This is a genomic window from Frankia sp. AgKG'84/4, assembly GCF_023242965.2.
GTDB lineage: Bacteria > Actinomycetota > Actinomycetes > Frankiales > Frankiaceae > Frankia.
On sequence record NZ_JALKFU020000080.1, the window covers coordinates 1 to 14,313 of the forward strand.

General features: G+C 71.2%; 13 protein-coding genes and 1 pseudogene. 4 read left to right on the plus strand and 10 right to left on the minus strand.

The window, feature by feature from the left end:
* Positions 1-358 (plus strand): annotated as a pseudogene (locus tag MXD58_RS08085) (hypothetical protein); the annotation flags it as partial.
* Between the two features lie 581 nt (positions 359-939).
* On the plus strand, positions 940-1,341 hold the full coding sequence (locus MXD58_RS08090) for an ATP-binding protein (protein WP_248836372.1): 402 nt from the start codon (positions 940-942) through the stop codon (positions 1,339-1,341).
* 49 nt (positions 1,342-1,390) lie between these two features.
* On the opposite strand, the gene MXD58_RS08095 is transcribed toward MXD58_RS08090, so the two are convergent.
* Positions 1,391-2,683 (minus strand): PP2C family protein-serine/threonine phosphatase, encoded by a 1,293-nt coding sequence (locus tag MXD58_RS08095; RefSeq protein WP_250609156.1) that lies wholly within the window; start codon positions 2,681-2,683, stop codon positions 1,391-1,393.
* A gap of 148 nt (positions 2,684-2,831) precedes the next feature.
* Entirely contained in the window at positions 2,832-5,576 is a 2,745-nt protein-coding gene (fxsT, locus tag MXD58_RS08100) for an FxSxx-COOH system tetratricopeptide repeat protein (RefSeq protein WP_248836374.1), read from the minus strand.
* Positions 5,577-5,844: 268 nt separating this feature from the next.
* Here fxsT and MXD58_RS08105 point away from each other — a divergent pair, with 268 nt between their 5' ends.
* Positions 5,845-8,625, plus strand: a complete 2,781-nt coding sequence (locus MXD58_RS08105) for a toll/interleukin-1 receptor domain-containing protein (protein ID WP_250609157.1) — start codon at positions 5,845-5,847, stop codon at positions 8,623-8,625.
* 75 nt (positions 8,626-8,700) lie between these two features.
* On the opposite strand, the gene MXD58_RS08110 is transcribed toward MXD58_RS08105, so the two are convergent.
* The 6 genes from MXD58_RS08110 to MXD58_RS08135 form a co-directional block, all read right to left on the minus strand.
* Entirely contained in the window at positions 8,701-9,423 is a 723-nt protein-coding gene (locus MXD58_RS08110; protein WP_250609158.1) for a hypothetical protein, read from the minus strand.
* Between the two features lie 183 nt (positions 9,424-9,606).
* Entirely contained in the window at positions 9,607-9,885 is a 279-nt protein-coding gene (locus MXD58_RS08115; protein WP_248836377.1) for a hypothetical protein, read from the minus strand.
* 276 nt (positions 9,886-10,161) lie between these two features.
* Positions 10,162-10,809 (minus strand): hypothetical protein, encoded by a 648-nt coding sequence (locus MXD58_RS08120; RefSeq protein WP_250609159.1) that lies wholly within the window; start codon positions 10,807-10,809, stop codon positions 10,162-10,164.
* A 64-nt stretch (positions 10,810-10,873) separates the two neighbouring features.
* Positions 10,874-11,710 (minus strand): SDR family NAD(P)-dependent oxidoreductase, encoded by an 837-nt coding sequence (locus MXD58_RS08125; RefSeq protein WP_248836379.1) that lies wholly within the window; start codon positions 11,708-11,710, stop codon positions 10,874-10,876.
* A 292-nt stretch (positions 11,711-12,002) separates the two neighbouring features.
* Complete coding sequence (locus MXD58_RS08130; RefSeq protein ID WP_248836380.1) at positions 12,003-12,275, minus strand: hypothetical protein; 273 nt, start codon at positions 12,273-12,275, stop codon at positions 12,003-12,005.
* A 163-nt stretch (positions 12,276-12,438) separates the two neighbouring features.
* On the minus strand, positions 12,439-12,618 hold the full coding sequence (locus MXD58_RS08135; RefSeq protein ID WP_250609160.1) for a hypothetical protein: 180 nt from the start codon (positions 12,616-12,618) through the stop codon (positions 12,439-12,441).
* Positions 12,619-12,891: 273 nt separating this feature from the next.
* Here MXD58_RS08135 and MXD58_RS08140 point away from each other — a divergent pair, with 273 nt between their 5' ends.
* The gene (locus MXD58_RS08140) at positions 12,892-13,485 is read left to right on the plus strand and encodes an SbtR family transcriptional regulator (RefSeq protein ID WP_248836382.1); all 594 of its coding nucleotides are present in this window, start codon (positions 12,892-12,894) and stop codon (positions 13,483-13,485) included.
* Positions 13,486-13,511: 26 nt separating this feature from the next.
* Here MXD58_RS08140 and MXD58_RS08145 read toward each other — a convergent pair whose 3' ends face one another.
* Together MXD58_RS08145 and MXD58_RS08150 are read right to left on the minus strand one after the other, a co-directional pair.
* Entirely contained in the window at positions 13,512-14,015 is a 504-nt protein-coding gene (locus MXD58_RS08145; RefSeq protein ID WP_248836383.1) for a GNAT family N-acetyltransferase, read from the minus strand.
* 67 nt (positions 14,016-14,082) lie between these two features.
* Positions 14,083-14,313, minus strand: a 231-nt coding sequence (locus MXD58_RS08150; protein WP_374615801.1) for a GNAT family N-acetyltransferase, incomplete at its 5' end; no start/stop codon positions are given.

Sequence of the window (14,313 nt, forward strand, 5' to 3'; positions counted from 1 at the left end):
GGCCTACGGCGGGACCGCGGTGTGCGCGCGGGCGCTGCCGACGCCCACCGGCGCCCTGCCCGCCGTGGTCGGATCCCTCGCCGCGGACCCCCTCACCTGGGCGCTGGCCGGCTTCGGCGTCGCCGGCACCCTGCTGTACGCGCACGCGCTGCAGCACGGCCAGGTCGGCCCGGTGACGGCCGTGCTGTGGATCGCGGAGGTCATCGCGCCGTCGATCGTCGGCGTCGCCGTCCTGTCCGACACTGTCCGCGCCGGCTGGACGCCGTACGCCGGATGCGCCGTCCTGGCGACCACCGCCGCGGCCGTCGTCCTGGCCACCGCGCCCGCGACGGCGGCCGCCGTCGCGGAGAGCGACTGAGCTCCGGCCGTCACCGGTCAGGATCCTGGCGGGGCTGGAGCAGGCGGAGCCCCTCGAAGAAATGGTGGGCTTCGGCGTCGCGGATCGTGCGGGTGCGGGTGAGCAGCTCCTCGGTCGCAGGAGCTTGTCGGTGCGGGCGGGGAATGGTCTGGATTGGGGTGGCGGCGGGCGGGTAGTCCGAAGTCGGAAGGTATCGGCATCATCAACGGCGGGACGGCACGCCTGGGCAATAGCGCTTGGCTCGCGCCTGGTGTCGGCACCGAGAAGATGTCCCGGCACGGTGGCCGGAAGGACGCCGCTGGCGTGGTGGAGATGGGTGGAACTCCGCGCTGTGACCAGCTGACGGCACAGTTTTTCGCGCGAATTCGCTGAATTCGCATCCTCGCGCTGCGCATGGCGACCGCCGTAGGGCAGCCGCCGCCGGGTCCCGGCGGGCGCGTAGCATACCGGGCTCGTCGGCGAAAATCTAAGGAGGACGGATTGACTCTCTCCGTCGAACATCCGTCCGACCACCACTTTCCCGCATTCCCGGGTCGGCGTGCCTGCTGGTCGGCAAACAGTTGCCTGCGATTGTGCTCATGATGAGCGAGGAGACCGAGGAGTTCCGGATCGGCCCTGATATCAGGGCTGTGAGTGAGATGCGGCGTGCTGTGCACCGGATGTGCCGCGACGCGAAGCTGTCCGCCGATGTCTGCGACACCGCCGTCCTGCTGACCAGCGAGACGTTGACCAACGCCATCGTGCATGGTGGCACTGCCGCGCACCTGGTCGTCCGGACGTCAGCGGGCGGTGTGCGCGTCGAGGTCACGGATGGCAGCAGGCGCCCGCCCGTCGACACCCCCGCGGACACCGATGCGACGCACGGGCGGGGCGTCGGCCTGATCAATTCCCTGGCGACCCGGTGGGGCGTCCGGCGTCATCCACCTGGAAAGACGGTGTGGTTCGAGGTCGCGCCGGAATCCCGGCCGTGTCGGGTCGCCTGACCGTCCGGCATTCGGCGGTCGTTCGGGCGGAATCTCGCCGCCGAGGGGTCTATCCGGTGGGGACGTGCAGGATGAGCAGGGCGGTGTCGTCGCTCGTGTGATCTTTGGTGAAGTCGAGAACGGCGGTTTCCAGGGCCTGCGCGAGAGGGGCGGCGCCCTGGCCGCCGTCGTCCCGCACGATCTGGCGGAGCCGGTCATCGCCGAAGAACTCCCGCGTGTGCGGCTGGCGGGCCTCGGTGACGCCATCGGTGAACAGCAGCAGGCTGTCGCCGGGTTTCAGGGCGAAACGCGTATCGGTCAGGCTGGGCGCCGCCACGATGCCGAGCGCGGTGCCCGGTTCACCCAGTGAGGTGACGGTGCCGTCGGCGCGGCGCAGCAGCGGCGGTTCGTGGCCACCGAGGGCGAGGTTCCCGTGGACCGAACCGTCGCTGCGCGGGGGATGCAGCACCGCGTAGACCGCGGTGAGGAAACGGTGGTCGTCGGGTCGCTGCGTCGCCAGCGCGTCGTTGAGATGCGCGAGGACCTGCGCGGGCGAACGCTGCCAGGTCGCGGCGGCGCGGATCGTGTAGCGCGCCAGAGCCGTCACCTTCGCGGCGTCGAGTCCCTTCCCGCAGACGTCGCCGAGCGCGACGCCCCACAAGCGGTCGTGGTGGGGGAACAGATCGTAGAAGTCGCCGACGACGTCGGTGCCGACCGCCGTGGCCGGCAGGTAGCGGGCGGCGACCTCGAGGCCGGCCACCTCCGGGAGCAGCGGCGGCAGGAGGCTGTCCTGCAGTGTGCGGGCGAGCGCGACGGCCTGCGCCATGCTGGCCTGGGCCCGGCGGGCGGTCTCGCGCAGCGCCACCTCGCTGGACGCGGCCTTGGCCAGCCCGGAGATCGTGAGGATGTCCCGGTCGGTCCACCGCCGCGCGCGGCGGTCCACCGCGCAGAACGTGCCGAGGATCAACCCGTCCGGCGAATGGATCGGGAACCCGATCCAGGCGCGGATCCCCATCGACTCCACCGACGGGTTGTCCCTGGTACGGGGGTCGGTGGCGGCGTCGGTCACGATCAGCTCGGCGCCCGAGTCGATGACGTACCGGCAGAAGCTCGCGCCCACGGCGTTCTGCCGGTCGGCCGGATCGGCTGCGTCGACACCGATGCAGCTCTTCCAGAACGAACGCCGATCGTCGACGACGGTGACGAACGCCCACGGGGTTCCCAGCAGCGTCGCGGCCAGCCGGGCGAGGTTGTCGAACGGCTCCTCGGCCGGCGTGTCCAGCAGACCCGTCGCCCGCACAGCCGCGAGCCTGCGCGGGTCGACCACGCCGTGCCGCGGCGCGACCCGCTTCCCCGAGGTCACAACGTCTATACCCGGCATTCTAGGCAGAGTGCCCAGCCCGAGGTCGGCAAACCGCACCCACCCCGTCTCCGGGAACGCTGAGGTCACGCGCGGCGCGATGCGCCGGTTCCGGGACGGCCCGCCGGCGTCCGGCCGCTGGGATACCGGGTCAGGTCATCGCCTCCGGGTGGGGATGGATCTCTGCGGCGGTGTCGCGGGCGCGGATGCGCGCGAGGCGGTCCCTCGTCCGGCGGGTCTCGCGGTGGTCGTCGCCCAGGACGAGAATGCGGCGGCGAAGAGTGTCCTCGAAGAGATCGACCGCGTTGTCCTGCTGGCCCAGTTCGTCCAGGTCCCGGGCCAGGTTGTGGGCCGTGTGCAGGGTGTCGGGATGGTCGGGGCCAGCGGTGCGGCGGAGCCGGTCGAAAGTCTCCTGATGCAGGTCGAGCGCCGCCTGCGGGTCGCCGAGCCGGAACAGGTCGACGGCGAGGCTGTTGGCGATGCGCAGGGTGTGCCGGTGATCCGGTCCGAGTACGCGCGTCGACCGGTTGTAGGAGTCCTGATGCAGGTCACGGGCGGTCTGGAGATCACCGAGCGCGTAGTGCAGCACGGCGAGGCTGCTGGCCGCCAGCAACGTGTCGGGATGGTCCGCTCCGAGTATCCGCGTCAGGGTGTCGAGGGTCTGCCGGGCCAGGTCGCGGGCCTGCTCGTGCAGGCCGAGGGCGCGCAGGTCGCGGGCGAGGCCGCGGGCCGATGCCAGCGTGCGCTGGTGGGTGTCACCGAGGACGGCTCGGCGCCGGGCGAGGACCTCCTCGTCCAGCTCGCGGGCCGCGGCGATCGCACCGAGGCCGTGCAGGTCCAGGGCGAGGCTGGCGGCGATGTCCAGGGCCAGGGGATCATCGCTGCCCAGCACGGCGCGCGCGGCGGTGAGCACGGTGCTGTTCCAGTCACGGGCGCCGGTCCGGTCTCCGGTACCGCGCAGATCGGTGCCTACCGCGGCGGCGGAACGCAGGCTCTCCCGGTGATCCGAACCGAGGATCCGGCAGCGCCGCGCATGGGTGTCGCGGTCGAGATTCTCGGCGTCGCCGAAGCGGCCGGCGCCGCGCAGCGCCTCGCCGAGCCGATGCGCGGCGCCGAGCCTGTCGAGGCCGTCCGGGCCGTCGAGCGGCGTCCACGTGTCGACCACCGCGTTGGCCAGCGCCAGCGCCGCGGCGTGCTGGCCGCTGTTCGTCAGGTATTCGACGGTCATGAGGACCAGACCGCGAAAGCGGGGTAGACGACCCCCAGCCGGATGATCGATCATCGCGGACACGTGCGGCGCCAGCGTGGCGTACTCGGGCCAGGAAGCGGGGTCGTCGGGCTGTGCCGGAGCCGCCACGACCAGGGCGGCGGCGGCCTGTGCGCCCAGCCGCCCGCGGTCTTCGGGCGAGAGCTGGTCGCGAAGGACCGCCTGCGTCAGCCGGTGTGTCTCGAACACCCCGCCGGAGATCTGCGCCAGCGCGAAGGTGTCGAGTCCGCGCAGGACCCGGCTCCTCGTGACGATGGGAACGGCCCCGGGCAGCACCAGCGCGGTGACGGCGTCGAGCACCTGGGTGGACAGCGGCGCGGGGGCGAGGAAAGCCGCGATCCGAAACACCTCGGCGACGGCGGGGTCCTCGTGGACCAGCCGGTTCATCGCGGTGGTCACCGAACCCACCAGCCCGGCCGGGTAGTCGGCGGGGTTGTCGGCGAACGCCGTCGAGACCGAGGCCGTCACCAGCTCGAGGTAGTCGTCGGCGCTGATGCCGGTCGCGGCGAGGTAGGCGGCGGCCTGGCCGAGCGCGAGGGGAAGACTGCCGAGGGCCTCGGCGAGGCGCAGCGCATCGAACTCCGTCAGCCGGCTGGCACGGCGCCGCAGCAACGACACCGCCTCCTCGGGGGAGAACGTCCCGATGTTCCGCATCTCACCGAACTCTTCCAGGAGCCGGCTGCGACCCGTGACCAGGATGTCCCCGCCGCCGACCGTGGGCCACCAGTCCGCGAGCAGTTGCCTGTTCTCGACGTTGTCGAAGATGACCAACCAGTCGGACTCCTCGCGCAGCGAGGCCAGCGCCCGCCGGGCGCGCCGATCCACATCCGGATCCGCCGGCAGGCGCAGCGCGTCCGCGAGCGCGTCGAAGGACTCCACCATCGTCGTCGGTTCGGCCGCGTCCACCCACGACACCAACGAGTACCGGGCCGCGAAACGGTGGGCGTACTCGACCGCGAGCTGGGTCTTCCCGACCCCGCCGATCCCTGCCACGACCTGGGCGCCGGTCCTGTCCACCGGCACCGAGCGGAACCGCTCGTACATGTCCGTGAGCAGCGCGTCCCTTCCCACGAACCAGGTGGAACGTGGCCGGCGAAGGCTCCACGTCGCGGGTGATGCCGCCGGGAAGGGTGCTGCTGTCTCCGCGCGGCGCGGCTCGTCGGGTGGGTGCGGCACGGGCGCCGCCCCGCCGGGAAAGCGATCGTCGAACCGGCGCGGCCGCGCCCGCAGGCCCGCGCCTCTCAGCAGCCGCTCCCGCGTGGTCGCCTCCTCCAGGCCGTGGAGCGAGGTGTATCCCGTCGTGGCGAGCACCGCCGGCACCTCGCACTCCGCGACCTTGAAAGGCAGCAGCACCTGTCGGCCGAATGCGACGGTGCACTCCGCCGTGCACCAGCCAGACTCGAAATAGGCCGGCGAGTACAGGGCGACGATCCGCCGGGAGGCCGCCATGGATCTACTCATCCAGACGACGAAGTTCACCCCGGCGACGGCATCCCAGGTCTGCAGTAACACCGTCCTGCCCGCCGCCTCTAGTTCGGCGGCGACCCACTCCGCCCACAGCCGATCGGACTCGGCGCAGGAAACGAAGAAGTCGGTGCTCGCCGCGGCGGGCTCGTCCCAGCCGTGCATTATTCCCCCTCGTCGCCACCGCCAGCCCCCGCATGACGGCATCGCACAAAGCCATCCTACTTGTGCGCGCATCCACCGGGGAGAGTTGGGTGTACTTGTCGCGGCCGCGGCGGGGGAGAGCACAATGAAAACCAGCGGGACGGGATCCGCTCGGGGGCGGAGCACGGGGGGTGCGCGCGTGATCCATGGCGATGAGCAAGCAGCGGCACAGGAGGTTCCGAGCGGGGTCGGCCGCCGGCGGCGGCACTGGGGCCGGTCGTTCGGAGGAATGCGGAGGTCGACCCGGAGCAGCTCGCTGCCCCGGGTCTTCATCTCGTACAACCGAAAGCGCGACAAGGACGTGGCCAGGGCGCTGGAGAAGGAGATACCGCGGATCGCCTGGCCCAGGCACCGGCGGGCGCGTCTCGCGGTGTTCCGTGATGACTCCGACATAGCGGCGGCAGGCAGTCTTGAGGGCATCATCAACGGCGCCCTCGGCCGGTGCAGCCATTTCCTGCTGATATCCTCGCCGGCCTCGAGAGATTCCCACTGGTTGGAACACGAATCTGCGTACTGGCTCGCCAACGGCGGATCCCTTGACCGCTTCTTCGTCGTGCGTGTCGCGGGCGACGTGCCCGGAGATCTACCGCCCACCCTGCGCGGGCTATGGGACAGGGACAACCCTCATGTCGATTTCAGGCCGAGGTCGCCCACCGAACCCGCGTTGTCGCTGGACCTGTCCGACGAGGCCTTCCTCGGCGGGGTGGCCGCGATCGCCGGTCCGATGCTCGGCCTGGAGAAACGCCAGCTGATCGTGGACCATCGACGGGAACAGGCCCGGGCGGTCCGGGTCCGCCGGGTGATCATCACGGTGCTCGTCGTCCTTACTGTGCTGGCGCTCGGCTTGGCCGGGTTCGCGACCGTGCAGCGCGACGCCGCCATCAGGCAGAGCAAGATCGCGCTGTCACAGCGCGTGGCGGCGGAGGCCCGGCTGCTCGCCGGTTCGGACCGCAACCTCGCCGCCCAGCTCAGTCTGGTCGCCTGGCAGACGGCCCCTACCGAGCAGGCCCGCGACATGCTGCTGAGCCTCGACGCCGCCGGCGTGCCGACCCGGGTCTTCGCCGACGTCGCGAATCTGGCCGAGCCGGCCGTCAGCCCGGACGGACGGTTGATGTTCGCCGCCAGCCGGCGCGGCATCGTGCGGTGCTGGGATGTGACCGATCCGCGCCGGCCCCGCCCGATCTCGACGTTCGACCCGAGGATGGGCACCGTGACCACGGTCCGGCTCGCCGACGGCGGCCGCACCCTCCTGCTCGGCGGCCTGCGGGGGGTCTCGGTCTGGGACGTCAGCGATCCGCGGCGGCCCCGGGCCGGGGCACCCACGCCGCTGCGCGAGTACGCCGATGACCTGCAGGTCGCGTCGAACGGCGTCCTCGCCAGCACCACCGAATCGGGCCCCGCCAGCCCCGCCAGCCCCGGCAGCAGCCGGACCACGGTCCACCTCTGGCGACGCCACGGTGCCCGCGTCACGCCCGTCAGCACCCTCGGTCCGGCCGCGGGCAAGGGATCCGTCGCGCTCAGCGAGGACGGTCAGCTCCTGGCGTTCGCCCGACCGGACGGAGCCGTCCAGATGTGGAACATCCACGATCTCACCCGGCCGACCGACGCCGGTCTCCTGCCTGCGACGGTGACCGGCGGGGCCCGGGTGGTCGCGTTCGACCACGACCACTCGATGCTCGCGGTCGCGCCGGTGGCGGGTCGTCCCGTCGTCTTCTGGAAACTGCAGGCCGGACGGGTGTCCGGGCCACCGGCGGCAACCTTCTCCGTGACGTCGCCAGCGGTGGCCATGGCCTTCGCCCCGGACGACCACACGGTGGCGCTGAGTCTCGACCAGGGCATGGTCGTCGCGGTTGACGTGCGATCGTTCGGCTACAGCGTGCTAATGAGTGATCCCGCCGGCATCGCTTCGGTGGCCTACCGGCCGGACGGTCGGACCCTGTTCGTCGCGCTCTCGACGGGCACCCTGCAGCTGCTCCCGGTGGCGGCGCGACCAGTTCCGCAGCCGCTGGGCGCGGTCACCGCGACCGCGGCCCTGCCCGGGAACATCCTGGTCACCCTGCGCGGAACCACCGTGCAGAGCTGGCGGATCACGGCGGGAGTCCCCCCGGAGCCCGCGGAGTCGATCTCCACCCAGGGGGTCGCTGTCGCCACCGAGGCGGGCACCTCGCGGCTGGCGGTCGCCCGCGCCCGGGACATCGCGCTGTTCCACCTCGACCGACTCGGCCGCCCCTCGCCCCTCGGCAGGGTGCCCCAGGCAGGTGCCACCGCCCTGGCGCTGACAGATGATCAGGTTCTGGTCGCGGGCGGGGCGGGGCGCACCCTTTACTTCTGGGACGTCCGCTCGCCTCGGCAGCCTCGGCTGCTCGACAGACTCACGCCCGCCGACGGGGTCAACGGAGTGCCACCCCGCGTCGACGGCGTCAGGTCGGTGGTGGCCAGTGGCCGGAGCCGGTGCGGTGCCTTCCTGACCGCCAGCGGGACGATCTGGGTCTTCGGCGGCGATGATGATTGGCGGCGGTCGGCCGTGACCACCCAGTTGGACGTGGCGCGGTCGGCGCCCAGCCCGCTGGCCATGAGTTCCGACGGCAGGACGCTGGCGACGACCACCGGCGGCTCGTCCTTCCGGCTGGCCTCGTTCTCGCCGGACTGCGGCATCGCCCGGACGTCGCTCCATCCGGCCCGGGGCCACTCGGTCGTCGCGGTGGGCTTCGGCTCGGACCCACACACGCTCATCACCGCCGACAGCGACCATGTCTCCCGGCTGTGGGCCCTCGGCGAGGGTCCGCCCAAGCTGGCCGCGTCGCTCCTGGGCGCGACCGCCAACCCGCTGACGGTGACGATGACGAGCGTTGGGGGCGCCGCTGTCGGTTTCACCAACGGCGAGGTCGTCTCGTGGGAGGTCGACGCCGAGTCGGTCTTCCGGCGAAGGTGCGCCCTCGTCGGCGCCCCGCTGTCGGCCGGAGAATGGCGAGAACACGTGGACGACCGGAGTCCACGTTCCTACTGCTGAGTGTGGGGGCCGGGATTCCCGGCCGTGGCCCCGGGGCCGGCTCCCGGCTCACCCGGCGCGCCGGCTCCGCAGCGATCAGCCCGCCGAACCGGGCGTGGTCTGCGACGTCGTGCCGGCGAACGGCACCAACCCGATCGCCGGAAACGCCTGGTCTATCTCGATCGCGTCTGGCGGGGCCTCGATCGGGACGACGCGGCCGAAGTCCGAGAACCCATAGGTCGCGCGCGCGGTCGGCCGTTCCACCCGAAGCGGATAGGGCGGACCAGTCGCCGCGACGTAGACCGCGTCCGGGCCGCCGACGCCGACGCGAATGGCTGGCCTGCCGTCGAGGCGGGTGCGGGTGACCGCGCCCGTTCCGCCGTCCCCAGCCCGGGCGACGAGATTGGCCCAGGACTCGACGGTCGGAATGCCGCTAGCTCGGCTCTGCGCCGCGGAGTACCGGAACCAGCGGTCCGCGAGGATCTCCATGCCCGGCTTACCTCCGCCGCCGGACCGTAGCGTTGCCGCGTTCACCTTCAGGTAGACCTCGTCGGGGCTTAGGGCGCGTGCGGAGTATCCTCGCCCAACCGAGTCGAAGTCGAGCTCGGTGGCATCCACCTGCAGGTGGAGGTCACCGACAAGTGACCGTGTTCCGCCGACATCCCCGATCTCGGCGAGCACCCGGAACCGGCCGGTGGCACGCAGCGCGTCGGCTGCGGCGGCGAGAATCTGAACTCCGGGCTTGTCGGCCAGATCAGGCGCGTGCCGGCCACCGCCACACCCGCTGATCAGCGACGCGACGAGAAAGACCACCAGCACGGTGCCCGCGCCGGCGCGCGGAGCCCGCGGCGGCGGCCCACCCGCGAACCGGGCGGACCGCCGCCGAACAGCCGACTGCCGGCCCGACCCCGACCCTGATGACGATTTCAGCACGCTCGGACCCCCGATATCCTTTGTGCGACGGAGGCCATTGTGTCATTCCGGGCCCGCCGCGCGAAGGGGTCAGGACGGAACGCGTACCGCGAAGACCTGTTCGTGGTCGGCCGGTGTCCACATCCAGCCGGCGCCGAGGCGGGAATCCAGTTTCTCGGTCGCGTTCACCGGGAGCGGTTTGTCCGAGTTGGTCATTCCCCACCGCTGCGCGATTGTCTGGGCCTCGGCCCGGGCGGCGGAAACGGCTTCCTGTTCCTCTGCATACATTCCGATGATCCTGAGCGCGGGCTCCTCGATGATGCCGCATTCGATGCAGCCGACCTTGCAGACAAGCCAGTTGACGTTCAAGGGGTTTCCCTCCGCACGTTCCGCGGACGCCGCCGCGGCCCTGCGGCCGGCGGCGCCGCACCAGATGCTCGGTCAACTCCCTGACGGCTCCGCCTCGGCCTGCCGGCCGAATCCGTCGCCCACCGCGTCGATCCTAGCCTGCCAGGCCGTCCTGTCCTGAGGTCAGATCAGGGTCGGCTGAGGACTGTGCGGGATTCCCGGCCGGCCATCGTCTGACAGCCGGCCGGCGTGCCGCCAAGGCCGACGGTGCGGCCCAGGCGGCGGGCCAGCGGCGCGCTAGAAGATCGAGTTGAAGACGCGGCCGAAGTCGACGCCGAAACTGGTTCCGAACACGCCGATTCCCACTACCCGGCCCACCTGCAGGCCGGTACCGAGCAGCTTCACGGTTACCGAGTCGTCCCTGATGCCGATGCCCGTGTCGGCGCCGAGGCCCAGCGTCAGGTTGAACACCGACACCTGCGCGTCGATGAGTGCCAGCTTCGCGCCCGCACCGATGTAGGTGTTGCTGATCTGGGCCTGCGCGTCGGCGGTGAACAGGGTGAAATCGCAGGAGGACAGATCGTTCTCGCCCGTGGTCGCGGCATGAATGACCGAGGTGGCCGCGATGACGCTGAAGGTCGGCCCGAGCAGGTTCTTCGTCACCTTCACGCCGCTGTAGACCTCGGCGATGTCGATCGGCGAGGTCTGCGGGTCGACCTTGTTTCCCTGGGCGGCCACATACCGGTCGCCACCCATGTACAGAAGCACCTTCGACGCGCCGATGCTCATGTGGTCGTAGTCGGCGACCTCCAGCCAGGTCTTCTTGACATCGGTGACGACCGGCGGCTCGTCTCCGGTGTTGAGGTCGACCAGGGAGGACCACTCGGGCTCGCCACCCGTGTCCGGGGTGCCCCTGTACATCACCAGGTTCCCGTCGTCCTGCAACGCGATGTACGTGTTCAGGAGGTTGCCGGAGCCCGGCGACCGGTCAGGGTCCTCGCCGAGGCGGTCAGACGGTGACGCCGGCCCGGCTGATGAGATCGAGACTGCGGGTCCGGAGTTCGGCTCGGGCCGCTCTGTCGGATGCCTGGGCGCTGGGGGCGGCATCACGGGTCCGGTCGAAGAAGCGGCCGGTGGTGCCGGCGAGGTCAGGGCTCACGGCGAGGCGGTGGGTGGCGGCGACGCCATCGTCGAGGCTGTCGACGTGGCGGCCGATCTCCGCGAGGACGATCTTGGTGGGCATGTACGTGCCGGGATGCAGGCTGTTGACGGTGACCTCGCCCGCAGGCAGCTGTTCCGCCAGCTCGAAGCCGGACATGATCTGCGCGAGCTTGCTCTGCCCGTAGGCGCGGCTGCCACTGTAACCGTGCTCGATCATCAGGTCGTCGAAGTCCAGCGGGTGCTGGCCGAGGGAGGCGACGTTGACGACGCGCGCCGGAGCGGACCGGCGCAGCAGCGGGAGCAGGTCGAGGGTGAGCAGGAAACCGGCCAGGTAGTTGACGGCGAAACGCAGCTCGAAACCGTCGGCGCTGGTCTGGCGGGTGCGCCCGTCGGGAGCGCCACTGCCGATGCCGGCGTTGCTGACGAGCACGTCGAGCCGGTCGGTCGTCGCCGCCACCGCGGCGGAGAGCCGGCGCACCTGAGCCAGCTCGGCCAGGTCCGCCCGCACGGTCCGGGGCCGTGGGGCGCCGTGGGTGCTCTGGATCTCCTCAGCGGTGCGGGCGAGCTTGTCGGCGTCCCGGCCGTGCAGGATCAGCGCGGCGCCCTCACTCGCGAGACGGAGGGCGAGCGCGCGACCGAGGCCGTCAGTCGCGCCGGTGATCAGGACTGTCCGCTGGTCGGTCATGAGCTCTCCCCTCCCCGCGCCGCGGGCGTTTTATCCGGTGGGGGCGCGGCCTCGCGGTCTGATCGTCGGCGTAGCCGGCGGAAGCGGCCCGCGGTCGCGATCGCCTCGCCGACTCCGCCACCGGCTATGAGCGCGCCGGCCGCTCCCAGCAGCCGACCGCCACACTCCTCGCACAGTCGACGTCCGGTCACCGACAGGGTTGGCTGCCCGGACCTGCGATTCCCACACTCGTCACATGTAAAGGCGTTGATGACAGGGTCTCCGATCCGGGTCCGCGCGCTGGATTCAGGCGTCAGTCTTCCGCCGGCCGAGCCTGGGGGTCGGTCTTGCGGGCGATCCAGCCGATGATCTGGTCGATCGGGATGAAGAACTCGTTCAGGGCTGCCGCGCCGTCGTACTCGATCGAGGCGAGCTGGTCGGCGACGAGACACTGCCGCAGGACGCCCTGGTCGAACTCGATGATCTCGATCCGGGCGTTCCGTATCTCGCACCAGCCACCGTTCGCGGGGAGGACCGAGCGAACGCGGGTGATGTCGATCTGACGGCGCTGGATCGGTGCGACCATGGTCGTGTTGCCTCCTGGCGGGTGGGTCGGGCAGGGCTTTCGACGTCAGGCCCGAACATTCGAGCGATCGCACCCGCTCCGATCATCCCACCTGCCGCAGGTTCGGGCCATGCCATGGACCGCCCGTGCGCGCCGGCACGACTCGGGAGAAGCCGGTGGCGGGTCAGCCGGTGGCGCCCCACGGACCGGTGATGACGAGGGTCATCCCGGGGTACTGCAGGTTGACCAGGAGGTGGCGGCCGTCGGCCGTGAACAGTGCGCCGGCCAGTTCGCTGGCGCCGAACGCGCCTGGCTTCGGGAAGTCCTCCGGGTCCCAGTAGTGCAGGTCCAGTGGGGCGATCACCTTGGCGAGGTCCACGATCCGGCCGGCGGTCGTGAGTAGACGGGACCTTCGCGTCCGGCGACTCGTAGCGCAGCGTCAGGACGCCGGTGTCGGGTCCGGTCGGCCGGTAGTTCCACACCTGGCCCTGCTCGGCGTCGCCGGCCTCCGACGCGACGAAGGTGCAGCTCCCGTTCGCCCAGTCGCGCCCTCAAGGCCGAGGAAGCGGGTGCCGCCGAGGGCGCGGCCCTGGCTGTAGACCGATCCGGGGTTGGCTTCGGCGTCGCTGGGGTCCGGATGGGGGATGTCGACCCACGCCACCGGGAGCTGTTCGCCGACCCGCTGGCCGGTGGCGGTGTCGTAGGTGGGCTCGCCGCGCACGGCGAGCATCTGCAGGCGGCCACCGGCGGCGAGGTTACCCGGCCTGGCCGGCAGGAAACGGTAGAAACCGTCGCCCGGATCGCCGTTGTCCTCATCCAGGCGGCCCTCGCCGCGCCGGATCCCTGGGCCGGGTTCGTCGACTTCGCCGAGTCGCTGTTTGCCCTGCATGCCGAGGATCGCGGCCTCAGCGACGCGCTCGCTCAGCGCGTCCCAGCCTCACCCACGGTGATCGCGGCCTGCCATCGCAGCCTCGGGCGTATCGCGGAACTCCTGGTGAGAGTTCGGGACAGCGGTCAGCTGCGGGCCGACTTCGAAACGTCTGACTTCGCTGCCCTGATCTGGGCGATGTCACAGGTGATCCGGGAAACGGCTGGTGTCGCTCCGCAGGCGTGGCGGCGTCATCTGGCATTCCAGCTGGATGGGCTGCGCGCGGGCGCCGCCCATCCGATCGATGTGCCGGCGCTCAGCGATGCTCAGCTGGCTGCCGTCCTGGCCGACCCCTCCGGCTGAGGCCGACATCGACCGGCCTGCGAGGTTCACAGCGTCGGCAGCTCCCGGTCCAGCCAGACACGGTCGCGTAGCTCGATGCCGTCGATGAGGATGCCGGGGGGATAGCCGGTGGCCGCGGTGAAGGCGTCGCGTTCGATGGAGCGCAGGCGAAATCCGCAGCGCTGGTAGAAGCGCAGGTTGTCGATGCCGGCGGTGGCGGTGGCGACCAGCAGCGTCGTCACCCGCTCGGCGGCGAGCAGGTTCACCAGCGCGTCGATCAGTGCCCGGCCGATGCCGAGCCGCTGGTACCGAGGATGCACCGCCATGTTCTTCAGCTCGGCCTCGCCGGGACGGCCGGTGTCCACGACCTGGAGGTGGCCCGCGATCTCCGTGCCGACGCGGGCCACCAGGACGCGGCCCTCCTTGATGTAGCCGTCGAGCTGGGCGGCGGAATCCTCCGCCTCCTCGAACAGGGTGCGCAGTTCCTGGCGCGGACCGTCAAACAGATCGATACGTGGTTCGTCCGCCGCGAGAATCGTCTCGGCAGTCATTTTCTGGTCCTCTGTTGAAGTCGGCTGGGTCGGGTCGGGGGTCGGAGGTCGGGGGTCGGGTCGGCCCTCAGAGCTGTTTCGTGAGGATGGCGCGGGTGTAGAGCAGGTCGAAGCCCTGGCGCTGCACGTTCTGCTGGGATTTCGAGCCTGGCTGGGTGGTGACGACGGCGATGTCGCAGCCGGCCGCGGTGGCGTCGACGAACCGGGCGGCGACCAGCGCGCTCTGGATGCCGCGGCGGCGGTGCGCGGGTACCGTCGCCGCGCCGCCGAACTGGGCGACGCCGTCGCAGGTCCGCAG

What these genes read in the sequence shown, in the direction of transcription:
- MXD58_RS08140 (WP_248836382.1), top strand. Translation starts at nt 12,892, where the DNA reads ATGGGGGATGTCGACCCACGCCACCGGGAGCTGTTCGCCGACCCGCTG.
- MXD58_RS08105 (WP_250609157.1), top strand. Translation starts at nt 5,845, where the DNA reads ATGCGGAGGTCGACCCGGAGCAGCTCGCTGCCCCGGGTCTTCATCTCG.
- MXD58_RS08090 (WP_248836372.1), top strand. Translation starts at nt 940, where the DNA reads ATGAGCGAGGAGACCGAGGAGTTCCGGATCGGCCCTGATATCAGGGCT.
- MXD58_RS08145 (WP_248836383.1), bottom strand. Translation starts at nt 14,015, where the DNA reads ATGACTGCCGAGACGATTCTCGCGGCGGACGAACCACGTATCGATCTG.
- fxsT (WP_248836374.1), bottom strand. Translation starts at nt 5,576, where the DNA reads ATGCACGGCTGGGACGAGCCCGCCGCGGCGAGCACCGACTTCTTCGTT.
- MXD58_RS08125 (WP_248836379.1), bottom strand. Translation starts at nt 11,710, where the DNA reads ATGACCGACCAGCGGACAGTCCTGATCACCGGCGCGACTGACGGCCTC.
- MXD58_RS08130 (WP_248836380.1), bottom strand. Translation starts at nt 12,275, where the DNA reads ATGGTCGCACCGATCCAGCGCCGTCAGATCGACATCACCCGCGTTCGC.